Source organism: Pseudomonas sp. DNDY-54, from assembly GCF_019880365.1.
Taxonomy (GTDB): domain Bacteria; phylum Pseudomonadota; class Gammaproteobacteria; order Pseudomonadales; family Pseudomonadaceae; genus Stutzerimonas; species Stutzerimonas stutzeri_P.
Genome location: NZ_CP082271.1, coordinates 528,460 through 542,852, shown reverse-complemented (window position 1 = coordinate 542,852; position 14,393 = coordinate 528,460). Strand labels below are relative to the sequence as shown.

General features: G+C 59.4%; 11 protein-coding genes and 1 tRNA gene. 9 read left to right on the top strand and 3 right to left on the bottom strand.

What is annotated here, in order from left to right; translation table 11 throughout:
- The first annotated feature begins 35 nt into the window (after nt 1-35).
- The 3 genes from K4O48_RS02555 to K4O48_RS02545 all read left to right on the top strand — a co-directional run bounded on the left by K4O48_RS02555 (nt 36) and on the right by K4O48_RS02545 (nt 4,181).
- Entirely contained in the window at nt 36-1,307 is a 1,272-nt protein-coding gene (locus K4O48_RS02555; RefSeq protein ID WP_222910620.1) for a YeaH/YhbH family protein, read from the top strand.
- A 10-nt stretch (nt 1,308-1,317) separates the two neighbouring features.
- Entirely contained in the window at nt 1,318-2,871 is a 1,554-nt protein-coding gene (locus tag K4O48_RS02550; protein WP_222910619.1) for a SpoVR family protein, read from the top strand.
- Nucleotides 2,872-2,960: 89 nt separating this feature from the next.
- On the top strand, nt 2,961-4,181 hold the full coding sequence (locus K4O48_RS02545; RefSeq protein WP_222910618.1) for a multifunctional CCA addition/repair protein: 1,221 nt from the start codon (nt 2,961-2,963) through the stop codon (nt 4,179-4,181).
- An 89-nt stretch (nt 4,182-4,270) separates the two neighbouring features.
- On the opposite strand, the gene folK is transcribed toward K4O48_RS02545, so the two are convergent.
- Nucleotides 4,271-4,819 carry a 2-amino-4-hydroxy-6-hydroxymethyldihydropteridine diphosphokinase gene (gene folK, locus K4O48_RS02540; protein ID WP_222910617.1) on the bottom strand — a complete coding sequence of 183 codons (549 nt, stop codon included), beginning with the start codon at nt 4,817-4,819 and terminating at the stop codon, nt 4,271-4,273.
- Nucleotides 4,810-5,163, bottom strand: coding sequence for a dihydroneopterin aldolase (folB, locus tag K4O48_RS02535; RefSeq protein ID WP_222910616.1), 354 nt, complete (start codon nt 5,161-5,163; stop codon nt 4,810-4,812). Before folB ends, folK begins: the two co-directional genes overlap by 10 nt.
- A 75-nt stretch (nt 5,164-5,238) precedes the next feature.
- Here folB and plsY point away from each other — a divergent pair, with 75 nt between their 5' ends.
- Nucleotides 5,239-5,808, top strand: a complete 570-nt coding sequence (plsY, locus tag K4O48_RS02530; RefSeq protein WP_222910615.1) for a glycerol-3-phosphate 1-O-acyltransferase PlsY — start codon at nt 5,239-5,241, stop codon at nt 5,806-5,808.
- A 12-nt stretch (nt 5,809-5,820) separates the two neighbouring features.
- Here the strand turns inward: plsY and tsaD are convergent, their stop codons facing one another.
- A complete protein-coding gene (gene tsaD, locus K4O48_RS02525; RefSeq protein WP_222911959.1) occupies nt 5,821-6,846 on the bottom strand; it encodes a tRNA (adenosine(37)-N6)-threonylcarbamoyltransferase complex transferase subunit TsaD in 1,026 nt (341 codons plus the stop codon).
- Between the two features lie 197 nt (nt 6,847-7,043).
- On the opposite strand from tsaD, the gene rpsU reads away from it, so the two are divergent.
- The 5 genes from rpsU to K4O48_RS02500 all read left to right on the top strand — a co-directional run bounded on the left by rpsU (nt 7,044) and on the right by K4O48_RS02500 (nt 14,334).
- Nucleotides 7,044-7,259, top strand: coding sequence for a 30S ribosomal protein S21 (rpsU, locus tag K4O48_RS02520; RefSeq protein ID WP_003283508.1), 216 nt, complete (start codon nt 7,044-7,046; stop codon nt 7,257-7,259).
- A gap of 138 nt (nt 7,260-7,397) precedes the next feature.
- On the top strand, nt 7,398-9,317 hold the full coding sequence (dnaG, locus tag K4O48_RS02515) for a DNA primase (protein WP_222910614.1): 1,920 nt from the start codon (nt 7,398-7,400) through the stop codon (nt 9,315-9,317).
- Nucleotides 9,318-9,536: 219 nt separating this feature from the next.
- Complete coding sequence (rpoD, locus tag K4O48_RS02510) at nt 9,537-11,390, top strand: RNA polymerase sigma factor RpoD (protein WP_222910613.1); 1,854 nt, start codon at nt 9,537-9,539, stop codon at nt 11,388-11,390.
- Between the two features lie 118 nt (nt 11,391-11,508).
- Nucleotides 11,509-11,585, top strand: a tRNA-Ile gene (locus tag K4O48_RS02505).
- A 958-nt stretch (nt 11,586-12,543) separates the two neighbouring features.
- Nucleotides 12,544-14,334 carry an SLC13 family permease gene (locus tag K4O48_RS02500; protein WP_222910612.1) on the top strand — a complete coding sequence of 597 codons (1,791 nt, stop codon included), beginning with the start codon at nt 12,544-12,546 and terminating at the stop codon, nt 14,332-14,334.
- Nucleotides 14,335-14,393: the final 59 nt, after the last annotated feature.

Genomic DNA, 14,393 nt, shown 5'->3' with positions numbered 1-14,393 from the left:
TAGCTTAGCGCCTGCAGCTGGCCCCGGAGGGGCCTATGAGTTACGTGATCGACCGCCGTCTTAACGGCAAGAACAAGAGCACAGTGAATCGCCAGCGATTCCTGCAGCGATACCGAGGGCATATCAAGAAAGCGGTCGAAGAGGCTGTGGGACGCCGCTCCATTACTGACATGGAACACGGCGAGCAAATCAGCATCCCCGGTCGCGATATCGACGAACCGATCCTGCATCACGGACGAGGTGGCCGGCAGACAATCGTCCATCCAGGGAACAAGGAGTTTGTCGCGGGTGAGCGAATTCCCCGCCCCCAAGGCGGCGGTGGCGGCCAGGGCGCAGGGCAGGCGAGCAATTCAGGCGAGGGCATGGATGACTTCGTGTTCCAGATCACCCAGGAAGAGTTCCTCGATTTCATGTTCGAAGACCTTGAGCTGCCCAATCTGGTCAAGCGTCATCTCACGGGCACCGACACCTTCAAGACGGTCCGCGCGGGCATCAGCAACGAAGGCAACCCGTCGCGCATCAACATCGTCCGTACTCTGCGCTCGGCCCACGCGCGACGTATCGCCTTGTCAGGCAGTAGCCGCGCCAAGCTGCGCGAGGTCAAGGCCGAGTTAGCGCGGCTGAAGCTCGAAGAGCCCGCCAATTTCACCGACATTCAGGCGGCAGAAGAAGAAATCGAACGGCTCAGTGCTCGGATCCACCGCGTCCCGTTTCTCGACACGTTTGACCTCAAGTACAACCTGCTGGTCAAGCAGCCCAATCCCAGTTCAAAAGCGGTGATGTTCTGTCTGATGGACGTCTCCGGCTCCATGACCCAAGCCACCAAGGACATCGCCAAGCGCTTCTTCATCCTGCTGTATCTTTTCCTCAAGCGGAACTACGACAAGATTGACGTCGTGTTCATCCGGCACCACACCAGTGCGAAGGAAGTCGACGAGGAAGAGTTCTTCTATTCACGGGAAACCGGAGGCACCATCGTCTCCAGCGCCCTGAAAATGATGCAGGAAATCATGGCCGAGCGTTACCCGGCGAACGAGTGGAATATTTATGCAGCGCAAGCGTCGGACGGCGACAACTGGAACGATGACTCGCCCATCTGCCGAGACATCCTGATCAACCAGATCATGCCGTTCGTCCAGTATTTTACCTACGTGGAAATCACGCCTCGCGAACATCAGGCGCTGTGGTACGAATACAACCAGGTGGCCGAAGCCTTCGGTGACTCGTTCGCCCAGCAGCAATTGGTGACGGCCGGAGACATCTACCCGGTGTTCCGCGAACTCTTCCAGCGGCGCATGGCTAGCTGAGGTACGCAGCATGAAACGACAGCCCATTTCCACCGGCTCGGAATGGACCTTCGAGCTGATCCGCGCCTACGACCGCGAGATCGGCCGTATTGCCGAACGCTACGCGCTGGACACCTACCCGAACCAGATCGAGGTCATTACCGCCGAGCAGATGATGGATGCTTACGCCTCGGTGGGCATGCCGCTGGGCTATCACCATTGGTCCTACGGCAAGCATTTCCTCAGCACGGAGAAATCCTATACACGCGGGCAGATGGGCCTGGCCTACGAGATCGTGATCAATTCCGATCCCTGCATCGCTTACCTGATGGAAGAAAACACCATCACCATGCAGGCGCTGGTGATTGCCCATGCCAGCTACGGACACAACAGCTTTTTCAAAGGTAACTACCTGTTCCGCACCTGGACCGACGCCAGCTCGATCATCGATTACCTGGTGTTTGCCAAGCAGTACATCATGCAGTGCGAGGAGCGCCACGGCATCGATGCGGTGGAAGACCTGCTCGATTCCTGCCATGCGCTGATGAACTACGGCGTGGATCGCTACAAGCGCCCCTACCCCATCTCCGCCGAGGAAGAACGTCGACGCCAGAAGGACCGCGAGGAGCATCTGCAACGGCAGATCAATGATCTCTGGCGGACCATTCCCAAGTTCGGCGAAAAAGGTGACGAGCGCACCCGCGACCAGCGTTTCCCATCCGAACCTCAGGAAAACATCCTGTACTTCGTCGAGAAGCACGCGCCGCTGCTTGAGCCCTGGCAGCGCGAAGTGGTGCGTATCGTGCGCAAGATCGCGCAATATTTCTATCCACAGCGCCAAACCCAGGTCATGAACGAAGGCTGGGCGACGTTCTGGCATTACACGCTGCTCAATGATCTGTACGACGAAGGACTGGTGACTGATGGCTTCATGATGGAGTTCCTTCAGTCTCACACCAGCGTAATCTATCAGCCCGGCTTCGACAGCCCGTACTACAGTGGCATCAACCCTTACACGCTGGGGTTCGCCATGTATCAGGACATTCGCCGGATATGCGAACACCCCACCGAGGAAGACAAGCGCTGGTTCCCCGACATCGCTGGCAGCGACTGGCTGACCACGGTGAAATTCGCGATGAACAACTTCAAGGATGAGAGCTTCATCCTTCAATTCCTGTCGCCAAAGGTAATTCGGGATCTCAAGCTGTTCAGCATTCTCGACGACGACCACAAGGACGAGTTGCTGGTCCCGGCGATCCATGACGAGAACGGCTACCACGCCATTCGTGAGCTTCTGGCGGCGCAGTACAACCTCGGTAACCGTGAGCCCAACGTTCAGATATGGAGCGTCGACCGCCGCGGCGATCGCTCGCTGACGCTGCGCCACCAGCAACACGATCGTAAGCCGCTGGGCAGCTCCACCGATGAGGTGCTTAAGCACTTGCACAGGCTCTGGGGGTTCGACGTACACCTTCAGTCGATGCAGGACGACAAGTTGGTCACCACGCACCACATGCCACCGCGGGTTGAGCCGGACGTCGAAAATAAATTTCCCGGGATAAACCTGGCGTTGCCGCCAATCTGAGCGGCGCGCGTTTCGCCAGATCAACCGGAACCCACCGCAGCTTGCTGCTGCGGTACTTTCGTTTATCCTCCGCCGCAACGGAGGAACACATGCAGATCTACAAAGTCGGCGGCGCAGTACGGGATCGGTTGCTGGGGCGGCCGGTAACCGAAGTGGACTGGGTCGTGGTTGGCTCCAGCGCTGAGGACATGCAAGCGGAAGGGTTTCGCCCGGTCGGCGCGGATTTTCCGGTATTTCTGCACCCGACATCTGGCGAGGAGTACGCGCTGGCCCGCACCGAGCGCAAGAGTGGCCGCGGTTATGGGGGCTTCACCTTTTACGCCAGCCCAGACGTGACGCTCGAGGAAGACCTGATCCGTCGCGACCTGACGATCAATGCCATGGCCGAAGATCAACAGGGCAATCTCATTGACCCCTACGATGGCCAGGGCGACCTTGCCGCTCGCCAACTCCGACACGTTTCCCCTGCCTTCGCCGAGGATCCGCTCAGGGTCTTGCGTGTGGCTCGCTTTGCCGCACGCTATGCCGAGCTCGGTTTCACCGTCGCAGCCGAAACCCTGGCGTTGATGAGCCAGCTCGCCGCGTCGGGCGAACTCCTGGCATTGACACCGGAGCGCAGCTGGAAAGAGATTTCCAGGGCGCTTATGGAGCCGCGGCCCGACGTGTTCGTCACCGCGCTCCGTGAATGCGGCGCTTTGCAGGAGTTGTTTCCAGAACTCGACTCATTGTTCAGCCGTTCGCCGGCGGCCCCCAACGCATCCGGGACCGACATTGGTAGTCATGTTCTCAATGTGTTGCGCCAATGCGCGGGACAAGATCAGCCGCTGCCGGTGCGCTGGGCCTGCCTGCTGCAATATTTGAGCGAGACGACTCCAGCTGGGGATGGCCGAGAGTCTGCTGAGACCGCATTGCAACCAATCGCAGCGATCAACGCTCGCTTTAAGGTACCGCGTGAATGCCAGGAACTTGCCATGCTGGCCGGTGAGTTTCATACCCAAGCAAATAAGGCGGCAGCGCTGTCAGCATCAGAGCTCTTCGAACTGCTTCAACGCTTCGACATCTATCGACGCCCGGAACGCTTCGAGCATTTCCTGGCAGTTTGCGAAATGGATGCCTTGGATCGCACCGGCCACCCACCGTATGAGGATCTTCAAACCGATTACCTGCGCGGCGCCGCCGACGCCGCTCGCGGCGTGCCGGTGAAGCCGTTGATCGAGCAGGGTTACAAGGGCGCGGAACTGGGCGAGGCGCTTAAACGAGAACGGCTGCGCGCAATCCAGCAGTATCAGGACCAGCAGGCGTCCTACTGATTACGGCGTAGGTGTCAGGCGTGTGTGGTGTGAGACGCCATGGCTGCGCGGCGCTCGATGGCATTCCACACAGGCCGCAAGCTTGCCGGTTAGGGTCTGGGACTGGGACTGGGACTGGGCGGCAGCAGCGTAGCTGGCGTCAGTTCTTTTCCGCGCCAACGAAACGGCACCGGCCATAGCTGCTGTGCGATAACCGAATCCCGCCAGAGCTCTGCGAAGCTCCGGCCAACGCCGGGGTGCATAACGTCCGGCACCAGTAGCGCCAGCGGCCAGAGCACGAACGCATTTTTCAGCGTCTCCGGTCTCGGCAGCCGCAGGCCGTGAAAGTTGCCCACCAGATCGTCGTACATCAACACGTCGATATCCAGTGGCAAGCCTTTGCGGTCCGGTGCATAGCGACCATTGTCCGCTTCGATGAACTTCAGGCGACGGTCCAATTCCATCAGCGGCAGCTCAGTGGTTCCGCAAACGACCAGATTATAGAAATTGTCGCCCTTGTACCCGACCGCATGGCTTTCAAAAACCGGCGAGCAGCGCAGGTCGCCGAGCAGCTCCTCCAGCGCATCGAGACCGGCGGTCAGGTTCTGTTCGCGGCGGTTATTACTGCCGAGGCCGAGCAGTACGCGTGTCAGCGGCATCCGCGTTCGATCTCCACGCCCAGGGCCGATGCGCGCGTATTGACGCCCGGCTTGGTGACGCGTAGCCGCAGCCAAGGGATGCCGAATCGACTCATCAGCGTGGCAGCCAACCGCTCGGCGAACGTCTCCACCAGCTCGAAGCGTGACGCGCGAGCGAACTGGTCGATGGCGGCCGTCACTTGTGCGTAGTCCAACGCCTTGCTCAGCTCGTCATTCTCTGCGGCCGGTCGTATATCCCAACCAAGGTTCAGATCCAGACGCAGACACTGCCGAATGCCGCGCTCCCAATCATAGGCGCCAATCAGCGTATCCACTTCCAGGCCTTCGATGAAAACTGTATCCAAGCCACTCTCTCCCGCAGCAGGACAATGTCGCTGCACGCCGTTAGACTCAGGAGCTCCTTGCCCCGGATGGATGCCATGTTCTGGCAACTGACACTGCTCGCCTATCTGACCGGTTCACTGTCATTCGCCATTCTACTCAGTCGCCTGACAGGCGCACCTGACCCACGCGCCAGCGGCTCCGGCAACCCCGGCGCCACCAATATGCTGCGGCTCGCCGGCAAAGGGCTGGCCATTGGCACGCTATTCGGCGATCTGCTCAAGGGCCTGTTTCCTGTGCTGCTTGCCGCCACCCTCGGCATGTCCGTGCAGCAACAAGCCTGGATAGCGCTAGCGGCCGTATTGGGTCACCTCTACCCCTTGTACTTCCGCTTTCGCGGCGGCAAGGGTGTGGCCACTGCTGCGGGCGCCCTGCTCGGCCTGCACCCGCCGACCGCGCTACTCGCGCTGACCATCTGGCTGGTGGCATTCAAGGTGACCCGCACCAGCTCGATTGCTGCGCTTGCCGCATTACCGCTATGCCTGCCCTTTCTGGCCTGGAAACAACCTGACGCGCTCTGGCCGATGGCACTGCTGGGCAGCCTGATCGTCTGGCGTCACCGGAACAACCTCCGCAGCCTGCTTGCGGGTACAGAGCGGCACTTCTAAGCAGCAAGCGGCTCATAACGCCGCCAGCGTCTCCATCGGCCAGCGTGCCTGCACGGAAATCTCCGGCCCGTCCCGCTGCCCGGCCATCAATCGCTGGCAGCCGGCGTACGCGATCATCGCACCATTGTCGGTACAGAAACGTGGCCGTGCATAAAACACCTGTCCCTTCAGCTCTCCGAGCATGGCTTCGAGGCTTTGACGTAATGCGAGGTTGGCGCTCACACCGCCCGCGATGACCAGACTGTTCAAGCCCGTCTGCTGCAAAGCGCGTCGGCATTTGATGGTCAGCGTTTCGACCACCGCCTGCTGAAACGCCAAGGCAATGTCACAACGGGTCTGTTCGCCGTCGTCACCGGCGTTACGGCATTGCTGCCAAGTCGTGAGCGTGGAGGTTTTAAGTCCGCTAAAGCTGAAATCCAGTCCCGGCCGATCGGTCATGGGGCGAGGAAAGAGGAAGCGGCCCGGGGTGCCTCGCTCGGCGAGCAGGGCGATTTCAGGACCACCTGGGTAACGCAGCCCCATCAGCTTCGCCGTTTTGTCGAACGCCTCACCGGCGGCGTCGTCCACCGACTCGCCCAAGAGTTCGTAGCGACCGATGCCATCGACCCTGACCAGCTGCGTATGACCGCCGGAGACCAGCAATGCCACGAAGGGAAACGATGGCGGCTGCGCTTCAAGCATCGGCGCCAGCAGATGACCTTCCATATGATGCACACCCACTGCCGGCACGCCCCAGGCAAAGGCCATCGCCTGCGCACAGGACGCACCGACCAGCAAGGCACCAACCAGACCGGGGCCCGCCGTGTAGGCAACCGCATCGATGTCGCTGGATTCGCGCCCGGCCTCGGCAAGCACCTGACGGATCAGCGGCAGCATGCGCTTGACGTGATCGCGCGAGGCCAGCTCAGGCACGACGCCGCCATAGACGCGGTGCAGGTCGATCTGACTGAACAATGCATCAGCCAGCAGCCCTTGCTCGCTGTCATAGAGCGCGACGCCAGTTTCATCACATGAAGTTTCCAGCCCCAGCACCAGCATGGGCACGACCCTTTCAAAGAAGCGAATGAAGCCGCGCATATTAATCGCCGGGCCTAGCGACCGACCAGCGCTTTTCGATCAGGGGGCTTTGCATTCCAAGCGGCAAGGCGTTAACATCCGCAACCCTTAAAACCAGCGTGCTCGCGATATTTGCCGAAGCGCGTTGTAACCGGTAAACAAGTGAAGGTACGTCCTGGATGCCCAACGTTAAAGTCAAAGAGAACGAACCATTCGACGTAGCTCTGCGTCGCTTCAAGCGCTCTTGCGAAAAGGCCGGTGTTCTGGCCGAAGTCCGCAGCCGTGAGTTCTACGAAAAGCCTACTGCCGAGCGCAAGCGTAAAGCCGCTGCCGCAGTTAAGCGTCACGCCAAGAAAGTGCAGCGCGAACAGCGCCGCAGCGTTCGCCTGTACTGATCCAGTACTGCTGACGCTGCTTCAAGCCCGGCCAAAGCCGGGCTTTGCATTTGGAAAAGACTCCGCTTCGCCGGCCGGCGAATGGTCGGAGTTTTTTTCATTCCGGCCTGAACACTGCGAGCGTATTCTCATACCCCTATGGCCGGCTTGATCCCGCAATCCTTCATTGATGATCTGCTCAACCGCTCCGACATCGTCGAAGTGGTGAGTTCGCGCATCCAAATGAAAAAAGCGGGCAAGAATTACACGGCGTGCTGCCCCTTTCACAAGGAAAAGACGCCCTCCTTCAGCGTCAGCCCGGACAAGCAGTTCTACTACTGCTTCGGTTGCGGCGCCGGCGGCAATGCACTCGGCTTCATCATGGATCACGACAGCCTGGAATTCCCCCAGGCGGTCGAGGAACTGGCCAAGCGAGCAGGCATGGAGGTTCCACGCGGAGAAAGCGGCCCAGGGCGCAAGCCTCGCCAGCCTGTGGACTCTCCGCTCTACCCGCTGCTCGAATCGGCTGCCACCTACTATCGACAGGCGCTAAAGGGACACCCTGCACGCAAGGCTGCAGTGGAATACCTCAAGGGCCGGGGACTGTCCGGCGTCATTGCCAGGGATTTCGGTCTCGGTTTCGCGCCCCCCGGCTGGGACAATCTGTTAAAGCACCTGGGTGGTGACGCCCTTCAACAGAAAGCAATGATTGACGCGGGCTTGCTGATTGAAAATGCCGAGACCGGCAGAAGCTATGACCGGTTTCGTGACAGAGTGATGTTCCCCATACGGGACAGCCGCGGACGCGTTATTGCGTTTGGCGGCCGAGTACTTGGCGATGACAAGCCCAAGTACCTCAACTCACCGGAAACGCCGGTTTTCCACAAAGGCCAGGAGCTATACGGCCTTTACGAAGCACGCAAAGCCAGCCGCGACCTGGACGAAATCATGGTCGTTGAAGGCTATATGGATGTCATCGCACTGGCACAACAGGGCCTGCGCAACGCCGTCGCCACGCTGGGCACCGCTACGAGCGACGAGCATCTCAAGCGCCTCTATCGCATCGTACCCAGCGTGCTGTTCTGTTTCGACGGTGACGCAGCAGGCCGCAAGGCCGCCTGGCGCGCATTGGAGTCAGCGCTACCCAACCTTCAGGACGGGCGACGAGCGCGCTTCCTTTTCCTTCCAGACGGCGAAGACCCGGATACGCTGGTACGCAGCGAAGGCACCGACGCCTTCAGGGCACGAATACAGCAACACGCTCAGCCGCTGGCCGACTACTTCTTCCAGCAGCTTTGCGAAGAAGCAGATCCGCGCTCGCTGGAAGGCAAGGCCCATCTGGCCACGCTGGCCGCGCCGCTCATCGAAAAAATACCTGGCGCCAACCTGCGCGCATTGATGCGTCAGCGCCTCGGAGAGATCACCGGCCTGCATAGCGAAGCGCTTCAGCAGATGAGTGCCGCGCCGGCGCACGCCGCCCCGCAATACGATGACAACGTCTATTACGACACCAGCCCCGGAAGCGAAGACGACTATTACGCGCCACCAGAGGCGACCCCAAAGAAGCAAAGCGGCAAGAAAGAGTGGAAGAAAGACTGGAAAAAGCCCGGCCAGCGTCCAGACTTAAGATCACGTGCACCGAGAACATCGTCAACGGTAGAACCACCGGCACTGACTACGCTGCGCACGCTGCTGCATCACCCGGAGCTTGCGCAGAAGGTCGAAGATGTCAGCCACTTTGCGGCGGAAGACGACACATACGCGCAGTTACTCGTCGCACTTCTCGGCACACTGCAAAAGAATCCGAAGCTGCGCAGCCTGCAATTGATTGCACGCTGGCATGGAACCGACCAAGGGCGCCTTTTACGGGCACTTGCTGAGAAAGAATGGCTAATCTCGGCCGATAACCTTGAACAACAGTTTTTCGACACCATAACAAGCCTTGCCACCCGACAACGCGAGCGCAGCCTCGAAACGTTGCTACGCAAGGCTCGCCAAGGCGACCTCAGCGCAGAAGAAAAGGAGCAGCTGCGCAACCTGCTAAATCGCAACTTAACACCCGCTATAGGGCTCCTCTAAAAACGTAGGCGAGGCAGGCAAGACAAGGAAAAAACAGGCGAGGACGCGGAGTTTAGTGGTCTAAATGAGCAGTCCAAGCCTGTTTTTGACGCAGTATTGCCAACGCAGATAGTTTGTAGAGGCGCCCTAAATCGACCTCAACTGGCGCGTGAGGTCCCTGCTCAGCTATAATGCTCAGCTTGTTTTCAGCCCGCCAGAACCGTCAGTGGATAGGGTTATATGTCCGGAAAAGCGCAACAGCAGTCCCGTCTCAAAGAATTGATCCAGCGTGGCCGTGAGCAGGGTTACCTGACTTACGCCGAGGTCAATGACCACCTACCGGAGGATATTTCCGATCCGGAACAGGTGGAAGACATCATTCGCATGATCAACGACATGGGTATCAATGTATTCGAGGTTGCCCCGGATGCCGATGCCCTGTTGCTGGCCGAAGCCGATACCGATGAAGCCGCAGCCGAAGAAGCGGCAGCGGCGCTTGCCGCTGTTGAAACTGACATCGGCCGCACTACCGATCCCGTACGCATGTATATGCGTGAAATGGGCACCGTCGAACTGCTTACCCGCGAAGGCGAGATCGAAATCGCCAAACGCATCGAGGAAGGCATTCGAGAGGTGATGAGCGCCATTGCCCATTTTCCGGGCACTGTGGACAGCATTCTCGCTGACTACGAGCGCGTCACCACCGAAGGCGGTCGCCTCTCTGACATTCTTAGCGGTTATATCGACCCTGACGACGACGGCGCAGCCGGCCCGCAGCAGGAAGTCGAGCCCGTCACACCTCAGGCGGCGGCGAAGCCGGCTGGCGATGATAAGGACGACGAGGAAGACGACGATTCCGACGACGAGGAAGAAGGCGATGGCGGCCCGGATCCAGAAGTCGCTCGCGTTCGCTTCGGTGCCGTTGCCGAACAATTGGACGTCGCCAAGAAAGCCCTGAAGAAACACGGCCGTGGCAGCCAGCAGGCGACAGATGCCCTGCAAGAACTGGCTACACTGTTCATGCCGATCAAGCTCATTCCCAAGCAGTACGATGCGTTGGTTGAGCGTGTACGCAGTGCCCTGAGCCAGATTCGCGCCCAGGAACGCGCCATCATGCAGATCTGTGTCCGCGATGCACGTATGCCGCGCGCTGACTTCCTGCGCCAGTTCCCGAACAACGAAACTGACCTGGGCTGGGCCGATAAGCTGGCCAGCGGCAAAGGCAAGTACGCCGAAGCGATCGCCGCACGCAAGGAAGACATTCAGCGTTGTCAGCAAAAGCTGCTCGCGCTGGAAGAAGAGTGTGTGTTGGCTATTGCCGACATCAAGGACATCAACCGCCGCATGTCCATCGGTGAAGCCAAGGCTCGCCGGGCGAAAAAAGAGATGGTCGAGGCGAACCTACGTCTGGTCATCTCCATCGCCAAGAAGTACACCAACCGCGGCCTGCAGTTCCTCGACCTGATTCAGGAAGGCAACATCGGCCTGATGAAGGCGGTGGACAAGTTCGAATACCGTCGCGGCTACAAGTTCTCGACCTATGCGACCTGGTGGATTCGCCAGGCAATCACTCGCTCCATTGCTGACCAGGCGCGGACCATCCGTATCCCGGTACACATGATCGAGACGATCAACAAGCTCAACCGCATCTCCCGTCAGATGCTGCAGGAAATGGGTCGCGAACCCACCCCTGAGGAGCTTGGCGAGCGCATGGAAATGCCCGAGGACAAGATCCGCAAGGTCCTGAAGATCGCCAAAGAGCCGATCTCCATGGAAACCCCGATCGGTGACGACGAAGACTCGCACCTGGGCGACTTCATTGAAGACTCCGCCATGCAATCGCCAATCGACGTGGCGACCGTGGAGAGCCTCAAGGAAGCCACTCGCGAAGTCCTCTCCGGCCTCACTGCCCGCGAAGCCAAGGTACTGCGCATGCGCTTCGGCATCGATATGAACACCGACCACACCCTCGAGGAAGTCGGTAAACAGTTCGATGTCACACGTGAGCGGATCCGGCAGATAGAAGCCAAGGCGCTACGCAAGCTGCGCCACCCGACGAGAAGCGAGCATCTGCGCTCCTTCCTCGACGAGTAAACCAGAACCCCCGGCTCACGCCGGGGGTTTTGCATTCAGCATTAGATAAATCAACAACGTACGTTGAGCTTCACTTGGCGCACGCGCAACAGCCCCGGTATAATCCGCCGGCCTCTGAGGGCCTATAGCTCAGTTGGTTAGAGCAGAGGACTCATAATCCTTTGGTCCACGGTTCGAGTCCGTGTGGGCCCACCAACTCCAAAGCCGCGCATTGCGCGGCTTTTTCTTTGTCCTGTGCAATTGGCTGATATGACCAGCACAGCGGCACTGATACAACCATCGCATAGCGTCAGGGCCAACCGCGGCTACGCAGTGATTGCCGTCCGGCAGCGCTCGAACGGTGCTCACATTGTTTTAGGCTCTCCACCCGTTTTCCCGTCCGGACTGGACGTGGCCGGACATGCATCGGCTCGACTCTTCAGCCGTTGCACGTTCAACTCCGTAAATGCGCGGCGCAGCAAAAAGGCCGCTATACCCGCTACGCTCAAGAACGCGATCAATACGGGCATGGCATGTTGGTTCATGGGCGTTTTTCTCAGGCGGCTGGAAGCTCGACTGAGCCTCTTAGTGGCTAAATGATGCCACAGACCGCCCACTTATAAACCTGCAGTGAGACGAAGCGAGAACGGACGCCTGCGATTATGAGTCAACGAAACGAGTGATCGAGGGTCATATCCCCTGAGCCTTGAAATACGAGCCAGGGGACCGAGATGAACCGAGACTACGTCAGGCAATATCACCAATTGCGCACCCATATCGACCGCATGCTCGGAAACGGCGCCGTTATCGCGAGGCGGACGCCGCTCACCATCAAGCGCGGGGGCCAGCTTTTCCAGGTTTCATGCGGCATGTTGATTAGCGAGTTGGACACTGCCGATCACACACGCTAGCTGCGGGTAAGCGGAAGCTGGAAAACGAAACGTCGATTTGCACCAAGTTTCACCAGCTCTATGTCGCTGCATTTTCTAGGCGCAGCCCGCAACAAAAGGCCGCTTGCTTGAGTTTGATTGACGCAAAATCGACTCGAGCCATGCAAATAGCTAAAAAGCATATAAACATCCAAAAACGTTCCTAGACTCTCTAAGGCATGCCCCCTATCGTTCGCGCGGGGCCACTGTCGATAGTGGGTCGTTACGACACGTTAAGGACGTTCATGCTTTCCGAACCGCTACCGCTCCTGTTCGTCTGCGCCTTGTTGATTTGGGTTCTGGTGTCATTCGTGCGAGAGACATGGAGCCCGGATATCGTGGTGGCGATCGCCGTAGCGGTGTTGATCGCAAGCCAGTTACTGACCCCAGCGGAAGTGCTCGGCGTTCTGTCCAATTCCGCGCCCGTCACCATCGCGTGCATGTTCGTTATTTCCGCGGCGCTCGAGCGCACCGGTTGCATCGATGCGCTGGGTAATTGGCTGGGCGGGCTCGTCGGCACCAGCCCGACCCGCGTGCTCGGCGGACTGACGATTACCGCGCTGGTCATTTCTGCCTTCCTTAACAACACGCCTGTCGTCGCGATTCTGACGCCAGTGGCCATCTCACTGGCCAAGCGCGCCGGCACCACACCATCGAAATTGCTGATCCCGCTTTCCTACGCCACGATTCTCGGCGGCACGCTGACGATGATCGGCACGTCCACCAACATCCTGGTAGATGGCGTGGCACGCAAGGCCGGTCTTGAGCCGTTTGGCATGTTCGAGATCACCGGCGCCGCGCTAGTGCTCGCCGCGGCCGGCATGGTGTACATGATGACCATCGGCAAGCGCCTACTGCCCGAGCGAGACACGCTTTCCAAGCTGCTCGGACCGAGGCTCGATCGCACCTTCATGAGTGAGCTCCGCGTCCCGCAGGGCTCGCCAGTGATAGGCAAGAGCATTGCTGAAGCCAACCTCAACGGCGGCAGCGGCTTGCGGGTGCTACAGGTCAACCGTGGCGTTCATCTGCACAGCCGACCGGAGGAGGACTTCAGCTTGCTGGCGGGTGATGTGCTGGTAATCCACGGACAGGTGAAGGATGTCGTCGAACTAAGGGGCAGCGGCCATCTGACCTTCAACCGCGGCGAGGCATTCGAAACCATCAGCAGTGCGGATGAAGTCCTCGCGGAAGCCATCGTTGGTCGCAATTCCCGTTACAGCCACAGACCGATGCGCGACCTCGACCTAAGTGCCCGCTACGGCATCAATGTATTGGCAGTGCATCGGCAGGATGAAAACATCCAGGGCAATCTTGACGACTTCCAATTGCAGTTCGGTGATGTGATGTTGGTCGAAGGCACGCCAGCCCAGATCAAGCGCTTTGCAGACAATGGTGAGCTGATCAGCCTCAACGCCGTACAAGAACGCTCGTTTCGGCGCGACAAGGCACCGATTGCCATCGGCACGACATTGGCGGTGCTGCTGCTCGCAGCGTTCGGCGTGATGCCCATTGAGGGCCTGGCGATCATGGGCGCCGCGGCGGTGCTGGCCACCCGCTGCCTGGATGTCGAAGATGCTTACAAGGCCGTGGACTGGAAAATCCTTAGCCTCATCTTCGGGATGCTCGCTATTAGCGTGGCAATGGACAAGGTCGGACTGGTCCAGCTGATTGTCTCCAGCGTGGTAGCGCTGACGCCTTGGGCGGGCCCGCTGTTCATGTTGGGGTTTCTCTACCTGTTCACGTCAGTGCTTACTGAGATTCTGTCCAACAATGCCGTCGCCGTGCTGGTGACTCCGATCGCCATCGGCCTCGCGCAGCAGCTGGGCATTGACCCGCGCGCCTTTGTCGTCGCCGTGATGTTTGCCGCCAGCGCCAGCTTCGCCACGCCCATCGGTTATCAGACCAACACCTTCGTCTACAACGCCGGCGGCTATCGTTTCACCGACTTTCTCAAGGTCGGCATCCCGTTAAACCTCCTGCTTTGGGTTGTCGCGACGTTGGTGATACCGCTGTTCTGGCCGCTCACGCCGCTCTGACAAGAGCCTTCACCCCGAGTCATTGACCGCGTTGGCGTTCAGTTTCATGCTCTCTGGCC

Excerpts from the sequence above, each read along its gene's own strand:
- K4O48_RS02555 (WP_222910620.1), top strand. The coding sequence starts at position 36 with ATGAGTTACGTGATCGACCGCCGTCTTAACGGCAAGAACAAGAGCACA.
- K4O48_RS02550 (WP_222910619.1), top strand. The coding sequence starts at position 1,318 with ATGAAACGACAGCCCATTTCCACCGGCTCGGAATGGACCTTCGAGCTG.
- K4O48_RS02545 (WP_222910618.1), top strand. The coding sequence starts at position 2,961 with ATGCAGATCTACAAAGTCGGCGGCGCAGTACGGGATCGGTTGCTGGGG.
- folK (WP_222910617.1), bottom strand. The coding sequence starts at position 4,819 with ATGCCGCTGACACGCGTACTGCTCGGCCTCGGCAGTAATAACCGCCGC.
- plsY (WP_222910615.1), top strand. The coding sequence starts at position 5,239 with ATGTTCTGGCAACTGACACTGCTCGCCTATCTGACCGGTTCACTGTCA.
- tsaD (WP_222911959.1), bottom strand. The coding sequence starts at position 6,846 with ATGCTGGTGCTGGGGCTGGAAACTTCATGTGATGAAACTGGCGTCGCG.
- rpsU (WP_003283508.1), top strand. The coding sequence starts at position 7,044 with ATGCCCAACGTTAAAGTCAAAGAGAACGAACCATTCGACGTAGCTCTG.
- dnaG (WP_222910614.1), top strand. The coding sequence starts at position 7,398 with ATGGCCGGCTTGATCCCGCAATCCTTCATTGATGATCTGCTCAACCGC.
- rpoD (WP_222910613.1), top strand. The coding sequence starts at position 9,537 with ATGTCCGGAAAAGCGCAACAGCAGTCCCGTCTCAAAGAATTGATCCAG.
- K4O48_RS02500 (WP_222910612.1), top strand. The coding sequence starts at position 12,544 with ATGCTTTCCGAACCGCTACCGCTCCTGTTCGTCTGCGCCTTGTTGATT.